This window comes from Bacillus cereus group sp. BfR-BA-01382 (assembly GCF_022663475.1).
In the GTDB taxonomy this organism is placed as follows: domain Bacteria; phylum Bacillota; class Bacilli; order Bacillales; family Bacillaceae_G; genus Bacillus_A; species Bacillus_A thuringiensis_S.
Genome location: NZ_JAKUFQ010000008.1, coordinates 18,424 through 33,057, shown reverse-complemented (window position 1 = coordinate 33,057; position 14,634 = coordinate 18,424). Strand labels below are relative to the sequence as shown.

Genomic DNA, 14,634 nt, shown 5'->3' with positions numbered 1-14,634 from the left:
ATGGATATGGACCCTGTAGGACTCGAACCTACGACCGGACGGTTATGAGCCGTCTGCTCTAACCAGCTGAGCTAAGGGTCCATAATTATGTATGTAACAACATATCAAATAAAGGAATTCCTATCGGATATGCCCTTTAAGAAAGGTAAGATAAATTTACCATATAGAAAAGAAAAGTGTCAATTGTATTTTTCTTATTTAAAAGAAGAAAGTTAATAAAAAGAAATTTAGTTATCTCCACTATATGTAAATATAATATATCTTGAGATTCTCTAGATTCCTACGTTACAATGATTTTATACATACATAAAGGAAGTGAATCTATGTCCATATTTACCCAATTCGTAAAAAGCATATACTCGCCTAAAGATATGGCGCTATTCCGTTTTCAAAAAATCGGTAAAACCATTTTGTATATTATGCTACTTTGCTTAATTACTACTATTCCAAGAACTTTTTTGTACGGTAGTTTTATCCAAGATGGTGTAGGCATGGTAAATCAAGTCATCGATAAAGATTTACCTGACTTTAAGATTGAAAATGGCGAACTAAAAGCCGATATTGATCAACCCATTGAAAAAGAAGAAGGAAATGCACTTTTCGTATTTGATCCAAATTCAACAGACCTAGAAAAATATCAAAATAAAACAGGTTTATTTGTTTTAAAAGATAAAGTAGTCTCTATGGGAAATGGTCAAACACAAACGTATTCTTATAACGATTTGTTAGGTGCATCTCTTGAGAAAAAAGATCTACAAGAATTTATTTCTTTATTCGATAATATTTATCCAATTTTATTATTCGTTATCGGATTCTTAGTGTACCTATTCCAATTATTCATCACTTTTGTAGGCGTGACCTTACTTGCGTTCATCGGTTCTGCTATGAGCGGTCAACGTAAACTATCCTATAAACAAGTTTGGACACTAACTGCATACAGCTACACAATCCCAACCATTTTCTTCATGATTATGGATTTATTCAAAATCGTCGTACCTGGGGCAACATTCATTTATATCGCTGTTGTTTTAATCGTTCTATACTTAACGATTAAAGAGGTACCCCAACCGAAAGAAAAATAAAAAAATGCCTAAATAGGCATTTTTTTTTTGGACAAGCATATATTCCTAGCAAAGGAGTGAAGAATATGAAGAGGTTAGGTATATTCCTATTCGTGCTTGTTCTCTGTTATGTATTTTATTACGATATAAAAATCGGTACTTTACCGATGTTAAGTTCATATAAAAAAACAACCTCTGCCCAAACGATTAAAAAAGAGAACGCAGACAGCCAACAAAATAAAGAGAATAAAACAGAAAAAGAAACGGATACATCTTATAAAACAATTGAAGTAAAAACTGGTGAGACAGTTCTTTCTATTACAGAACAAATTAACAAGAAAAAAATTCCTTCCATAGAAAAAGTCATTGACGACTTTAAACTATTAAACAAAAGTACATCTGCTACAAAAATCCAAATTGGAAAGTCTTATAAATTCCCGTTATATCAATAAGCTATCACTTAATCCTTGTCAATTACATAAAGGCGCTGATACAATAGTAAAAGTGAAACCGAGCACTTCGGTTTCTATAGCCCTATATCACGTATACTATCATTGATATGAGGGACTAAATAAGAAACTTCTTTTATAAGGAGAGCGATCTATTCGTGAATGAAATGACTCATCGTACAAAAACACGTCCAGTTAAAGTCGGTAATTTAACAATCGGCGGTAATAATGAATTAATTATACAAAGTATGACAACAACAAAAACACATGATGTTGAAGCAACAGTTGCTGAAATCAAGCGTTTAGAAGAAGCCGGCTGTCAAGTCGTCCGCGTTGCCGTTCCAGATGAACGCGCAGCAGATGCTATTGCTGATATAAAAAAACAAATCAACATTCCACTTGTTGCTGATATTCATTTTGATTATCGCCTTGCTTTAAAAGCAATTGAAGGTGGCATTGATAAAGTACGTATCAATCCAGGTAATATTGGTCGTCGCCATAAAGTAGAAGCTGTTGTAAATGCAGCAAAAGAGCGCGGTATTCCAATCCGTATTGGTGTAAACGCCGGTTCATTAGAGCGTCACATTTTAGAAAAGTACGGGTACCCAACTGCAGATGGTATGGTTGAGAGCGCGCTACATCATATTAAAATTTTAGAGGACTTAGATTTCCACGATATTATCGTATCTATGAAAGCCTCTGATGTTAACTTAGCAATCGAAGCATACGAGAAAGCTGCTCGCGCTTTTGATTACCCATTACATTTAGGTATTACAGAATCTGGAACATTGTTTGCTGGAACTGTAAAAAGTGCCGCTGGTCTTGGAGCAATCTTAAGTAAAGGCATCGGAAATACACTACGTATTTCATTAAGTGCTGATCCAGTTGAAGAAGTAAAAGTTGCTCGTGAATTATTAAAATCATTCGGTCTTGCGTCTAACGCAGCGACACTTATCTCTTGTCCAACTTGTGGTCGTATTGAAATCGATTTAATTAGCATCGCTAACGAAGTGGAAGAATACATCTCTACACTTCAAGTACCAATTAAAGTTGCAGTACTTGGTTGCGCTGTAAATGGCCCTGGTGAAGCTCGTGAAGCTGATATCGGTATTGCTGGTGCACGTGGAGAGGGATTATTATTCCGTAAAGGGCAAGTCGTTCGTAAAGTACCAGAAGAAACAATGGTAGAAGAACTGAAAAAAGAAATCGACGTAATTGCTGCTGAAATGGCTGCTGAACGAGAAAAAGAAAAAGAGACACAAGAACAATAAAAAGAAGGTTGCCACAATATTTGTGAGCAACCTTCTTTTCTACGTAAAAAAGCTCGTCAGTTATATAACCGACGAGCTTTTACTTTGCACATTTTGGACAACGACCATATATTTCAAACTTATGACCCGTTACTTCATAACCAGTAAAATCTTTATTCATAAAATCCATTGGGCAGGAAGTAATCTCTTTCGTCCCCCCACAATCCAAACAAATAAAATGATGATGATGTTCCATAATAGAACAAGTAAAACGAAAATGTTTTTCACCATTTAATTCCGTTTGTTCTAAAACACCAATCTCAGCAAAAACTGTTAAGTTACGATAAATCGTATCAAAACTAAGCCCTGGATAGTCGTCTTTCATATGCTCTAAAACGTCTTTCGCAGTTAAATAACGATTATGTGCTGCAAATAATCTGAGCATCTCTTCTCTTTTTCCAGTATGTTTGTATCCTTTTTCTTTCATTAGGCGTAAAGCTTCCGTTAGATTCATACCTATCCCTACTTTATGCAGTTTTTTTCTTCTTCCATAAAATCGCACCGATTAAAATAAGAACTGCTATCATAACAATTGTACCACCTGGCGCTAAATCAAGTTGATACGAAGCAAACATTCCACCAATAACTGCAATTTCACCAAATAAAATGGAAAAGAAAATTGTTTGTTTAAATCCTTTAGCAATACGAATACTCGCTGCAACTGGCAACGTCATTAATGATGATACGAGAAGAACCCCTACTACACGCATTGATACTGCAATGACAAGAGCAACTAATATAATGAAAATAAAGTGAATCCATTTCGCTCTTAAACCAGTTGATACTGCGTATTCCTCATCAAATGATAGTAGAAACAGCTCTTTATATAATAAAATAATTGTCGCAACAACAACAATTGCTACAATCCCAATAATAATTAAATCCGTACTTGTTACAGCACTAACACTACCAAATAAATAACTAAATAAGTCTGTGTTAAATCCATTTGCAAGTGAAATGAAAATAACTCCAACTCCCATCCCTGCCGAAAGGATAATCGGAATTGCTAATTCTTGATAGTGCTTATATACAGTTCTTAACTTTTCGATTAGTAGCGCTCCACCAATTGAAAAAATCATCCCCATATATAAGGGGTTTAAAAATCCACCTGTAAAAATGGTTTTTTCAAGTAATAAACTTGCTGCAATACCTGATAACGTCACGTGACTTAATGCATCCGCAATAAGAGATAAACGACGAATAACAACAAACACACCAATTAGCGGTGCAACAAGTCCAATTAAAATACCTGCGTATAAAGAATTACGTAAAAAGTCATATTGTAAAAAATCTTGTATCATTATATCCTCCCGTGATGCTCATGTTCGTGTTCTAAACGATGAACATGATGTCCATATAAGACGGACATTTCTGCATCTTCTAACTCTCGGAACTTCTCTACATTTCCATGGAAATGTAGATGTTGGTTTAGGCATGCAACATGTGTTACTTTTTCGGTAACAGCTCCCATATCATGAGTAACAAGAATTAATGTGATTCCCAACCTTTTGTTTAAATCCTCTAATATTTCGTAAAAACTTTCCACATTTTTTACATCAATTCCAACAGTAGGCTCGTCTAAAATAAGCAATTCAGGATCACTAACGAGCGCACGAGCAATAAATACACGCTGTTGCTGTCCACCAGAAAGCTCTCCAATGTTACGACCTTGAAACTCACTCATCCCTACATCAGCAATTGCTTTTTCTACCTTTTTCTTATCTTCTTTTGTGAAAAAGCGAAAAAGCCCTTTTTTCGAAACAAGTCCCATTGACACAACTTCAGAAACAGTTGCTGGAAAACCAGAATTGAAACTATTTGCCTTTTGGGATACATAACCAACTTTGTTCCATTCCTTAAACTTCTTACTATCAACGCCAAACACGCGAATGCTTCCTTCTTTTGGCTTTAAAACGCCTAATAAACACTTAAGTAAAGTTGATTTACCTGAACCATTCGGTCCCACTAAACCTAAAAAAGCTCCCTTCGGAACTTGCAAATTAATATTTTCTAACACATTCCGATCTTCGTATCGGAATGTTAAACCTTCAATCTCTAATATATTATTCATAGCATCTCACCTATTTTAATTCAGAATGATTCCGATTTATTTCTATTTGAATTATAGTACAGCTTATTATAGTTGTAAACCAATCTGCCTAAAATATATCTATTTTTTCAAGAAACCTTACTATTATAACAAAAAGCAGAGAAAAATTCTCTGCTTTCGAAAAATATTCCTATAAATTTTTAGTGAATAGCCGATTTAAACTTACCACCATTTGTCTCTTGCGTGTTCATAATCGTCACAAACGCATTTTCATCAATTTCATGCACAATTGATTTTAACTTCGTCACTTCTAGACGCGTTACAACTGCATAAATAACTTCTTTTTCTTTATCCGTGTAACCACCTTTTGCTACCAGCTTTGTAGTTCCACGGCCAAGACGATGCAAAATCGCGTTTGATACTTCCTCGTATTGATCAGATACAATTAAAACCGCCTTCGTTTCATCTAGCCCTTGAATTACTGTATCGATCGTTTTAAATGCAATATAGTAGGTCATAACAGAATACATCGCTTGTTCCACACCAAACACAAATGCTGCCCATGCAAAAATAAATAAGTTCACAAACATTACGAATTCACCAACAGAGAACGGTAATTTCTTCGTTAATAAAATCCCCATAATTTCAGTTCCATCTAACGACCCACCATGACGAATTACAAGTCCTACACCAAGACCTAAAATAAGCCCACCAAACACTGTCGCTAAAATAGGTTCTGTTGTAAATGGTGGCACCGCATGTAACGTTGACTCAATGAAAGCTAACGCTACAATACCAAATGTCGAAGATAACATAAATGTTTTTCCAATTTGCTTATAACCCGAATACATAAATGGGATATTGAGAACAACGACTAAAGTAGAAAAACTTAACCACCAAATGTTAGGAGTAAGATAATCTAATATAAGAGAAATACCAATAATTCCACCATCAATAATTTTATTTGGCATTAAAAATAGTTCAATCGCTACCGCCGCGCATGCTGCTCCAAAAATAATCATAACTAAACGATAAATGAGATGAATAACACTTTCTTTTCGATGTTGCTTTTGCTCCATAGGTCCTCCCTTTACTCTTTTTCTGTAGTTTTGTCCTTATATTATAACATACGCTTCTTTTCCTCATGAAAAAAGAAACTCCATACGAATATGTACAAGCTATATGCTCATATATTTCGATAGAAGAACGCGTGAAGGAGGATAACAAGATGAACCTCATAAAACAAATTGTTAATAAAAAATTAAATCATATTTCTACAAAAGAGTTATTAAAATATAGCAAAGAATATGAAGTTTCTATTACGACTGCACAAGCTGACCAAATCGTTTTACTTATGAAAGGTAAAAATATTAATATTTACGATAACAACGAGCGACTAGAGCTCTTAAAACAGATCGCAAGAGTAACTTCCCCTGCCACTGCCCAACAAGTAAATACATTATTTCAGCAACTACTAAAATAAGGAGGGGATTTCCCCTCCTTATTGTGCTTTAATTTTTTCAAGAATCCCTTCATCAAAATTACCGTTTTTCAGCATTTCGATTTCCAATTTGTATGGTGGTTTCTTATCTTTTTTATCTTCCCCTACATACGGTGTTTCAAGAATTTTTGGTACATGCATTAACTGTGGATGATGTACAATGTGATGCAATGCTTTATACCCAATGTGACCAAATCCAATATTTTCATGACGGTCTTTTCCTGCTCCGCGTACATTTTTACTATCGTTAATATGAAGTACTTGTAAACGATCTATACCAACGATCTTATCAAATTCGTTTAACACGCCGTCAAAGTCATTTACAATATCATATCCTGCATCGTGCGTATGGCACGTATCAAAGCATACAGATAGCTTTTCATTATATTTTACACCATCAATAATCTTTGCAATTTCTTCAAAGCTACGACCGCATTCTGTTCCTTTTCCTGCCATCGTCTCTAATGCAATGTTAACCGTCTGTTCTGGCGTTAATACTTCATTAAGCCCTTTAATAATTTGTTGAATACCAGCATCTGCTCCAGCACCAACGTGCGCTCCTGGGTGAAGAACAATTTGTTTCGCTACACCTAATGCCGATGTTCTTTCAATTTCCATACGAAGGAAGTCTACACCTAATTGGAATGTTTCTGGCTTTGTCGTATTCCCAACATTAATAATATACGGTGCATGGACGATAATCTCCTCAATTCCATTCAGCTCCATATGTTTTCTTCCTGCTTCTATGTTCAATTCTTCAATTGGTTTTCTTCGTGTATTTTGCGGTGCACCTGTATAAATCATAAACGTCGTTGCACCATATGAAACAGCCTCTTCACTTGCTGCTAATAACATTTTCTTACCACTCATGGAAACATGAGATCCAATCTTTAACATACAATCACCTCTTCAATATACAATAGATATAATGATAGCATAATTTGTAGAAATATGTAGTGAATTGTTTGTTCACAAAAGACGCACTACACAAATTTATTTGACTATTTAAACAGACTATACTCTTCATTTAAATTAGCGGGATTAAAAAAAGATAAGGGAAACCCCTTATCTTTTTTTATTGCTATATTTTCTCTTCACTTTGTCACGTTCTGTTGCAAGTTTACGTTTATAGTTTGGTTTTACTTTTTTCGGTTTTTTAATAACTTTCGTTGCCATAACATCAAGTTCGTCATTTGGTTTTTTACGGCTCTTACGACGACGACGCTCACCTAAATCCGCCCACTCATCTCCACGTAAATCTACATGTTTAAACTCGATATGACGTTGTTTTTCTAAGCTATCTAACGCTTCTTCGTTTGCTGGATCATAAATCGTCACTGCAATACCAGAATGCCCCGCACGTGCTGTTCTTCCAACGCGATGAACGAAGAAATCTAAATCTGATGGTAGCTCATAGTTAATAACATGGCTAATCCCTTCAATATCAATACCACGTGCTGCTAAATCAGTCGCAACAATATATTGGAATTCAAGGTCACGAATTTGTTTCATCATTTTTTTACGATCACGTGGTGATAAATCCCCGTGAATTCGTCCAACTTTTAAGCCGCGTTCCATTAATCCATCAGCAACTTGATCCGCCATCTTTTTCGTATTCGTGAAAACAACTGCTAAATAAGGTTTAAATTGAAGTAGCATTTTATTCACTAAATCAATTTTATTACGATGTTTAGAAGGCACTAAATAGTGTTCAATGTTTCCAGCTGCAACTTGTTTTGGATTGATATGAATATGCTCTGGATTCTCCATATATTTCTTCAGAAACGGTTTTAGTTTTTGAGGAATTGTTGCAGAGAAAACTAGCATTTGCAAGTTTTTAGGCATACGTGCTGCAATTTTATCTACATCATGAATAAATCCCATATCAAGCATTAAGTCTGCTTCATCGACAATAATCGTATTTGCTTTATGAACAAATAATGCTTGTTCTTCAACTAAGTCTTTAATACGCCCTGGTGTCCCAACTACGATATGAGGTTGTTTTTTCAATTTTTCAATTGAACGTTGTTTATCAGTTCCACCAATTAAACAACGCGCTGTAATCATTTGATCTTCCGCACAGAATTTTGTTAATTTCACAATCTCTTCGTAAATTTGTTGTGCTAACTCACGAGTAGGTGCTGTAATAACAAGTTGTACTTCTTCACGGCTTGCATTAATTCTGTTTAATGTAGGAAGTAAGTATGCATGTGTTTTCCCAGAACCTGTTTGGGATTGCCCAATTACACTTACACCTTTTTTCACGACCGGGAAAATTTTCTGCTGAATTCCTGTCGGCTCTGTAAAGCGTAGTTCACGAACTGCATCTATTAAAAATGGTTTAAAATCATACTGTGTAAAAGTTTTTTGTGTCATAAGTTACACCTTCTTTCTAAAATTTCTACTGCGCGCACAAATCAGTCAAGTCTACATTATATCGAAATCTACAAGTAAAATCCATCTTTAGTTTAGGTTTTCACTTCAAAAACTAACCTTCTTCCCTTTTATTGCATATTGTATGTGTATATACCTAACTGAAGAAAGGAGGATTTCTCACATGTTTCCGAAATCCCCTACAAGGCAAATGTATCCGAATCAAGGACAACAACCTTATACACCATATCCCATTCCACAACTACCACCAATGGCGCAAAAAAAGAAAGGTTTTCTTGCTAAGCTTTTTAAAAAACACGATCCAACCGAGCCTTTTATGCAAATGGTTCCGCCTTACCGACAAATGGAAGGCCCACCGATGATGCATCAGCAACCACCGCCGCAGCAATATCAACAGCAATATCAGCAGCAATACCAGCAACAATATCCTCAGCAACATCCACAATATCAACCATACATGCAGCAACATCCTGAGCAAATGATACCGCCTCAAATGTATGAATCAAATGAAACGCGCGGCGGGGCAGCAACTACAGCTGCAGCAAGCAGTGGCATCGGCAGTTTTTTTTCGAATTTAATTTCGAATCCAACTAATATGATAAATAACATCGAAAAAGTATCCCAAGTCGTTCAATCTGTAGGTCCTGTCGTCGAACAGTACGGTCCTATTATGCGTAGTCTACCAAGCATTGTTAAAATCCTCACCTCTGGAAAAAGTACGGAAGAAAATCAAACGGAAAATGTAACAGAGCCAGTTGAGGTAAAAAATCCGCCTCCTACACCTCAAAAAAAGAAACGAAAACGAAAGAAAATAGTGATTGAACCTGTAATAGAAAAAGAGTTACCGAAAGAACCAGTTCAACAAACAGCAACAAAACCAAAACTATATGTGTAACAATCCTTTGTTTTCTATCCACTCCTCCTTTATAATGTAAAAGACTATGCACAAAAGTATCCCTTGTTTAGAAGGAGAGGATTACTCATATGAAAATTGTTAAAATTTCCCCTCGTGGTTATTGCTACGGTGTTGTCGATGCAATGGTAATTGCACGTAATGCCGCATTAGATAAATCATTGCCGAGACCCATTTATATTTTAGGTATGATTGTTCACAATAAACATGTTACAGACGCTTTTGAAGAAGATGGAATCATCACATTAGACGGTCCAAGTCGCTTAGAAATTTTAGATAAAATTGATTCTGGTACTGTTATTTTCACTGCACACGGTGTTTCTCCAGAAGTTAAACAACGCGCAAAAGAAAAAGGTTTAACAACAATCGATGCCACTTGTCCAGATGTTACCAAGACGCATGACCTTATCGAAGCTAAGAAAGCGGAAGGGTATCATGTCATTTATATCGGTAAAAAAAATCATCCAGAGCCAGAAGGCGCAGTCGGTATTGCACCTGACATCGTTCACCTTATCGAAAGAGCCGATGATTTAAAAACATTAGAAATCCCAACAGATAAAATTTTAGTAACGAATCAAACAACAATGAGTCAATGGGATGTTCAACATTTGATGGAGGACATTCAAAAAAAATTCCCAACAGCAGAATTCCATAAAGAAATTTGTTTAGCAACCCAAGTTCGCCAAGAAGCTGTCGCTAAACAAGCTGATGTTGCAGACTTAACAATTGTTGTTGGTGATCCGAAAAGTAACAATTCAAATCGCTTAGCACAAGTATCACAAGAAATCGCAGGTACAAAAGCATATCGAGTTGCTGATGTAAGCGAAATCCAATTAGAGTGGCTACAAGGTGTAGAAAACGTAGCTGTTACAGCAGGTGCTTCTACTCCAACTCCAATTACAAAAGAAGTTATCGCTTTCTTAGATCAATATGACCCAATGAATCCCGCTACATGGGAGAGAGTTCGAAAAGTACCGTTACAAAAAATATTACCTCGTGTAAAAGTGAAAAAAGAACAATAATAAAAACCGTTGCCTATATGAGCAACGGTTTTTATTTTTCTTATACAAATGTAAATGGATCTGTATGTAATTGCGAAGCATGAATGTGTACATTGAGTTTCTTTGCATCCACTTTTTCTTGTAATTGCTTTTGCACACCTTGCTTCATTACTTTTTCAACGTTATGTCCTGGGTCAACTATATTTAAACCGAGCATCATCGCATCATGAGCAACATGATAATACATGTCACCTGTTACATATACATCCGCTCCTTTAAATTTAGCTTGATTGATGTATTTGTTACCATCACCACCAAGTACAGCTACTTTGCGCACTTTATCATCTAATTTCCCAACAACTCGTGCACCCTTTACATCTAATGATTGCTTTACATGTTCTGCAAACTGTCCAAGTGTCATTTCTTCTTTTAAGTATCCTATTTTCCCAAGCCCTAATGTTTCGCCTTTGTTATCAAGTGGATACACATCATACGCTACTTCTTCATATGGATGTGCCGTTACCATCGCTTTAATCACTTTTCGTTGTAGTGAAACTGGAATAATCGTTTCGATTCGCACTTCTTCTACGCGCTCTAACTGTCCAGTTTCCCCTACATAAGGATTTGTCCCCTCTTGAGGTACAAACGTACCTGTACCCTCGCTACTAAACGTACAGTGGCTATAATTGCCGATATGACCAGCACCTGCGTCTCCTAATGCTTTTCGTACTTCTTCTGCATGAGTTACTGGCACAAACACAACAACTTTTTTCATTTCTTCCGCATATGTTGGTGCTAGAACTTCTGTATTTTGCAACCCTAACGCCTCAGCAAGTAAATCATTTACTCCGCCCTTGGCAACATCCACATTTGTATGCGCTGCATAAATGGCAATATCATTTTTAATACACGTTTCAATAATTCTTCCGTACGCTTTATCTGTATGAATCGCTTTTAACGGATTAAAAATTAAAGGATGATGCGCGATAATGACATTCGCTCCTAATTGAATCGCTTCCTCCACAACTTCCTTCGTTACATCTAACGCAATCAATACGTGTTGTACAGATTTATTAAGCGCTCCAATCTGCAGACCAATTTTATCTCCTTCCATCGCCAAATGCTTCGGATACATACTTTCAAATAAAGAAATAATTTCATGGCCGTTTGGAATTTTACTCATGATAAAATCTCCCCTATCATTTTCATTTTCGCTTCTACTTCTGCACGTTTCGCTTTTGTTTCTTCAGAATTAGCCGCACGTTCTAACTGTTTTAAAATATTTTGGAAGTTTTTCAATTCCCCTTCCCATTTCTCACCAAAAGCTTCATTTTTCTCTTTTATTAGAAATGGCCCCATAAACAATCCCGCTTGTTTATTTTCCGAGTAAGGTGCTTCGACATTTCCTCGCTCTCCTACTAAAATCTCGTAAATTTTCCCATCTTCTTTTACGATTTTTTCATGGATAAGCTCCCAACCATTTTCAACAAACCATTCACGAATATGATGTGCTGCAATATTCGGCTGTAAAATTAAACGTGTTACACCTTCTAATTTTTCTTTACCACTTTCTAAAATGTCACGAATTAACGCTCCGCCCATTCCAGCAACCGTAATAACATCTACTTCTCCTGGCGCGATAACAGCTAATCCATTCCCTTTACGTACATCTACTTTATCTTGTAAGCCACTTTCAGCTACAGTTGCTTGTGCAGAACGAAATGGTCCATCTACAACTTCTCCTGCAACTGCTTTTGTAGCAATATTATTTATAATTGTATAACACGGTAAATACGCATGATCCGATCCAATATCAGCAACTGTAGATCCTACTGGTATTTCACGCACAACTTCTTCTAATCGTTTTGAAAGCTTTACTTCATTCATGTATTTCCATTACTCCTTCTCTTGTCAGTCTGTCTCCATGATAATGAATTTATAGTAGTTGTTGCAAGCCCATAACAACAATTCACTTCTATATCATTCATCGTATTTTAGAAAATATAGAAAAACAAGCCCTTTGCATAAGCAAAAGGCTTGTCATACGGGACTTTATTTTTTCTTCGATAACCAATCAGCTACTTTAGTGGCTTGATCAGCTGGAACTATATTGGCAGGCATATTGCCCTTTCCTTTCGAAAGAATTTCTTTAATTTCATCCTTTGAAAGTTTCCCACCAATTTTTTGTAAGTTAGGTCCTACCGCCCCTTGTAACTGATCACCGTGGCAGCTCGTACAGCTTTGCTTCACAATATCCTCTGGTTTTGATGCTGTTTGTGCTGGCTTCCCGCCATTTTTTGCATCAGCTAACTCTTTAGATTTATTTAGCCCCTGAAATGAAAATACAAACATAACGATAATACCTAATGCTGCAATAAGAGCGAACGGAATCAGCGGATTACGTTTCATATCTCTTCTCCCCCCTCTATACCCCTAAATAGTTAGATGATTCAGTCATTTCCATTGTACTTGAAAACGCTCTATCAGAAAAGAGTAAACTACTACTTGTTAAAAATATTCCATAAATTCAGTTTATTGTTTTTTATTGTCATATAGCTTATTATTTCGATAATTATTAACGTTTCTCATCATATTTTTCGCTTTTCTACATATATTTTTGTATAGAATAAACAAAATTAATCGAAAAATCGAAAAATGAGCATTTGCAAATCAAAAGACAATTCTGTAAAATAAATTACAAGAAATTGTAATCGTTGCCGATAGCTAAATTTTAACAAAAATTAACAAAATAAAAAAGTTTACTTCACAAAGGTGAAGTAAACTTAAAAAATAACCTATTCTAAGAAATCCTTAAGACGCTTACTACGACTTGGATGTCTTAATTTGCGAAGTGCTTTTGCTTCAATTTGACGGATACGCTCTCTCGTTACGCCGAATACTTTCCCAACTTCTTCAAGCGTACGAGTTCGTCCATCATCTAAACCGAAACGAAGACGCAGAACATTTTCTTCACGATCTGTTAGTGTATCTAACACATCTTCTAATTGTTCTTTTAGCAATTCATAGGCTGCATGGTCCGCAGGCGATGTTGCTTCTTGGTCTTCAATAAAGTCACCTAAATGGGAGTCATCTTCTTCACCAATTGGTGTTTCAAGAGAAACTGGCTCCTGTGCAATTTTTAAGATTTCACGTACTTTTTCTGGAGCAAGATCCATTTCTTCACCAATCTCTTCAGGAGACGGTTCGCGACCTAAATCTTGTAATAATTGACGTTGTACACGAATTAACTTATTAATCGTTTCAACCATATGAACTGGAATACGAATTGTTCGCGCTTGGTCTGCAATGGCACGTGTAATAGCTTGGCGAATCCACCAAGTTGCATACGTACTAAATTTGAAACCTTTACGATAATCGAACTTTTCAACAGCTTTAATTAGACCCATATTACCTTCTTGAATTAAGTCTAAGAAAAGCATACCACGGCCTACGTAGCGCTTTGCAATACTTACTACAAGACGTAAGTTTGCTTCTGCAAGACGACGTTTCGCTTCTTCATCGCCTTCTTCAATACGCGTTGCAAGTCGAATTTCTTCTTCTGCAGATAGTAAGTCTACACGACCAATTTCTTTTAAATACATACGAACAGGATCGTTGATTTTAACCCCAGGTGGTACACTTAAATCATTGAGGTCAAACTCTTCTTCTGTTTTTGTAATTTGGCGATTATTAGGGCCTTCTTCGTTGTCATTATCACCAACTAAGTCAATGCCTTGTTCACCTAAATATTCATAGTATTCATCCATTTGATCGGATTCAATTTCAAATCCATTCATGCGTTCTGCAATCTCTTCATATGTAAGAACGCCACGTTTTTTTCCGAGCTCAGTGAGTTGCTCTTTCACTTGCTCAAGGGTCATTTCAGTTTCAATTTGTTTAGAACGAGCTGGTTTGTCAGCCATCTGTTCCCCTCCTTACGCGAGATACAAACATT

Annotated in this window: 16 protein-coding genes and 1 tRNA gene; 6 read left to right on the top strand and 11 right to left on the bottom strand. The window is 36.1% G+C overall.

Annotated elements, in window-relative coordinates:
* Positions 1-7: 7 nt before the first annotated feature.
* A tRNA-Ile gene (locus tag MR160_RS05605) sits at positions 8-81 on the bottom strand.
* A gap of 242 nt (positions 82-323) precedes the next feature.
* Between MR160_RS05605 and yqgB the strand changes: the two genes are divergently transcribed.
* The 3 genes from yqgB to ispG all read left to right on the top strand — a co-directional run bounded on the left by yqgB (position 324) and on the right by ispG (position 2,781).
* Positions 324-1,082 (top strand): protein YqgB, encoded by a 759-nt coding sequence (gene yqgB / locus MR160_RS05600; protein WP_000021895.1) that lies wholly within the window; start codon positions 324-326, stop codon positions 1,080-1,082.
* 65 nt (positions 1,083-1,147) lie between these two features.
* The gene (gene yqfZ, locus MR160_RS05595) at positions 1,148-1,513 is read left to right on the top strand and encodes a protein YqfZ (protein ID WP_242297099.1); all 366 of its coding nucleotides are present in this window, start codon (positions 1,148-1,150) and stop codon (positions 1,511-1,513) included.
* A 164-nt stretch (positions 1,514-1,677) separates the two neighbouring features.
* Positions 1,678-2,781 carry a flavodoxin-dependent (E)-4-hydroxy-3-methylbut-2-enyl-diphosphate synthase gene (ispG, locus tag MR160_RS05590; protein WP_153578351.1) on the top strand — a complete coding sequence of 368 codons (1,104 nt, stop codon included), beginning with the start codon at positions 1,678-1,680 and terminating at the stop codon, positions 2,779-2,781.
* A 79-nt stretch (positions 2,782-2,860) separates the two neighbouring features.
* Here ispG and MR160_RS05585 read toward each other — a convergent pair whose 3' ends face one another.
* From MR160_RS05585 to MR160_RS05570, 4 genes are all read right to left on the bottom strand, one after another.
* Positions 2,861-3,274: a Fur family transcriptional regulator gene (locus MR160_RS05585; protein ID WP_001054516.1), complete on the bottom strand. Its 414-nt coding sequence runs from the start codon at positions 3,272-3,274 to the stop codon at positions 2,861-2,863.
* Between the two features lie 13 nt (positions 3,275-3,287).
* Positions 3,288-4,121 carry a metal ABC transporter permease gene (locus MR160_RS05580; protein WP_000613815.1) on the bottom strand — a complete coding sequence of 278 codons (834 nt, stop codon included), beginning with the start codon at positions 4,119-4,121 and terminating at the stop codon, positions 3,288-3,290.
* Positions 4,121-4,891 carry a metal ABC transporter ATP-binding protein gene (locus MR160_RS05575; RefSeq protein WP_001059662.1) on the bottom strand — a complete coding sequence of 257 codons (771 nt, stop codon included), beginning with the start codon at positions 4,889-4,891 and terminating at the stop codon, positions 4,121-4,123. Before MR160_RS05575 ends, MR160_RS05580 begins: the two co-directional genes overlap by 1 nt.
* Before the next feature lie 179 nt (positions 4,892-5,070).
* Entirely contained in the window at positions 5,071-5,949 is an 879-nt protein-coding gene (locus tag MR160_RS05570) for a YitT family protein (RefSeq protein WP_000435962.1), read from the bottom strand.
* A 149-nt stretch (positions 5,950-6,098) separates the two neighbouring features.
* Between MR160_RS05570 and MR160_RS05565 the strand changes: the two genes are divergently transcribed.
* A complete protein-coding gene (locus tag MR160_RS05565) occupies positions 6,099-6,353 on the top strand; it encodes a DUF2624 domain-containing protein (RefSeq protein WP_001048959.1) in 255 nt (84 codons plus the stop codon).
* Between the two features lie 18 nt (positions 6,354-6,371).
* Here MR160_RS05565 and MR160_RS05560 read toward each other — a convergent pair whose 3' ends face one another.
* Both MR160_RS05560 and MR160_RS05555 read right to left on the bottom strand, forming a co-directional pair.
* A complete protein-coding gene (locus MR160_RS05560) occupies positions 6,372-7,268 on the bottom strand; it encodes a deoxyribonuclease IV (protein WP_000912458.1) in 897 nt (298 codons plus the stop codon).
* A 168-nt stretch (positions 7,269-7,436) separates the two neighbouring features.
* On the bottom strand, positions 7,437-8,747 hold the full coding sequence (locus tag MR160_RS05555) for a DEAD/DEAH box helicase (RefSeq protein ID WP_000192443.1): 1,311 nt from the start codon (positions 8,745-8,747) through the stop codon (positions 7,437-7,439).
* Positions 8,748-8,928: 181 nt separating this feature from the next.
* On the opposite strand from MR160_RS05555, the gene MR160_RS05550 reads away from it, so the two are divergent.
* Complete coding sequence (locus MR160_RS05550; RefSeq protein ID WP_242297098.1) at positions 8,929-9,660, top strand: YqfQ family protein; 732 nt, start codon at positions 8,929-8,931, stop codon at positions 9,658-9,660.
* Positions 9,661-9,749: 89 nt separating this feature from the next.
* A complete protein-coding gene (locus MR160_RS05545; RefSeq protein WP_000706658.1) occupies positions 9,750-10,700 on the top strand; it encodes a 4-hydroxy-3-methylbut-2-enyl diphosphate reductase in 951 nt (316 codons plus the stop codon).
* 40 nt (positions 10,701-10,740) lie between these two features.
* On the opposite strand, the gene MR160_RS05540 is transcribed toward MR160_RS05545, so the two are convergent.
* The 4 genes from MR160_RS05540 to rpoD form a co-directional block, all read right to left on the bottom strand.
* Complete coding sequence (locus tag MR160_RS05540) at positions 10,741-11,862, bottom strand: Nif3-like dinuclear metal center hexameric protein (RefSeq protein WP_000036249.1); 1,122 nt, start codon at positions 11,860-11,862, stop codon at positions 10,741-10,743.
* On the bottom strand, positions 11,859-12,566 hold the full coding sequence (locus tag MR160_RS05535; protein WP_001006546.1) for a tRNA (adenine(22)-N(1))-methyltransferase: 708 nt from the start codon (positions 12,564-12,566) through the stop codon (positions 11,859-11,861). Before MR160_RS05535 ends, MR160_RS05540 begins: the two co-directional genes overlap by 4 nt.
* A gap of 165 nt (positions 12,567-12,731) precedes the next feature.
* Positions 12,732-13,088 carry a cytochrome c550 gene (gene cccA, locus MR160_RS05530; protein ID WP_000828142.1) on the bottom strand — a complete coding sequence of 119 codons (357 nt, stop codon included), beginning with the start codon at positions 13,086-13,088 and terminating at the stop codon, positions 12,732-12,734.
* 386 nt (positions 13,089-13,474) lie between these two features.
* Positions 13,475-14,602: an RNA polymerase sigma factor RpoD gene (gene rpoD, locus MR160_RS05525; RefSeq protein ID WP_000764066.1), complete on the bottom strand. Its 1,128-nt coding sequence runs from the start codon at positions 14,600-14,602 to the stop codon at positions 13,475-13,477.
* Positions 14,603-14,634 lie beyond the last annotated feature (32 nt).

Excerpts from the sequence above, each read along its gene's own strand:
- yqgB (WP_000021895.1), top strand. The coding sequence starts at position 324 with ATGTCCATATTTACCCAATTCGTAAAAAGCATATACTCGCCTAAAGAT.
- yqfZ (WP_242297099.1), top strand. The coding sequence starts at position 1,148 with ATGAAGAGGTTAGGTATATTCCTATTCGTGCTTGTTCTCTGTTATGTA.
- ispG (WP_153578351.1), top strand. The coding sequence starts at position 1,678 with ATGACTCATCGTACAAAAACACGTCCAGTTAAAGTCGGTAATTTAACA.
- MR160_RS05585 (WP_001054516.1), bottom strand. The coding sequence starts at position 3,274 with ATGAATCTAACGGAAGCTTTACGCCTAATGAAAGAAAAAGGATACAAA.
- MR160_RS05580 (WP_000613815.1), bottom strand. The coding sequence starts at position 4,121 with ATGATACAAGATTTTTTACAATATGACTTTTTACGTAATTCTTTATAC.
- MR160_RS05575 (WP_001059662.1), bottom strand. The coding sequence starts at position 4,891 with ATGAATAATATATTAGAGATTGAAGGTTTAACATTCCGATACGAAGAT.
- MR160_RS05570 (WP_000435962.1), bottom strand. The coding sequence starts at position 5,949 with ATGGAGCAAAAGCAACATCGAAAAGAAAGTGTTATTCATCTCATTTAT.
- MR160_RS05565 (WP_001048959.1), top strand. The coding sequence starts at position 6,099 with ATGAACCTCATAAAACAAATTGTTAATAAAAAATTAAATCATATTTCT.
- MR160_RS05560 (WP_000912458.1), bottom strand. The coding sequence starts at position 7,268 with ATGTTAAAGATTGGATCTCATGTTTCCATGAGTGGTAAGAAAATGTTA.
- MR160_RS05555 (WP_000192443.1), bottom strand. The coding sequence starts at position 8,747 with ATGACACAAAAAACTTTTACACAGTATGATTTTAAACCATTTTTAATA.
- MR160_RS05550 (WP_242297098.1), top strand. The coding sequence starts at position 8,929 with ATGTTTCCGAAATCCCCTACAAGGCAAATGTATCCGAATCAAGGACAA.
- MR160_RS05545 (WP_000706658.1), top strand. The coding sequence starts at position 9,750 with ATGAAAATTGTTAAAATTTCCCCTCGTGGTTATTGCTACGGTGTTGTC.
- MR160_RS05540 (WP_000036249.1), bottom strand. The coding sequence starts at position 11,862 with ATGAGTAAAATTCCAAACGGCCATGAAATTATTTCTTTATTTGAAAGT.
- MR160_RS05535 (WP_001006546.1), bottom strand. The coding sequence starts at position 12,566 with ATGAATGAAGTAAAGCTTTCAAAACGATTAGAAGAAGTTGTGCGTGAA.
- cccA (WP_000828142.1), bottom strand. The coding sequence starts at position 13,088 with ATGAAACGTAATCCGCTGATTCCGTTCGCTCTTATTGCAGCATTAGGT.
- rpoD (WP_000764066.1), bottom strand. The coding sequence starts at position 14,602 with ATGGCTGACAAACCAGCTCGTTCTAAACAAATTGAAACTGAAATGACC.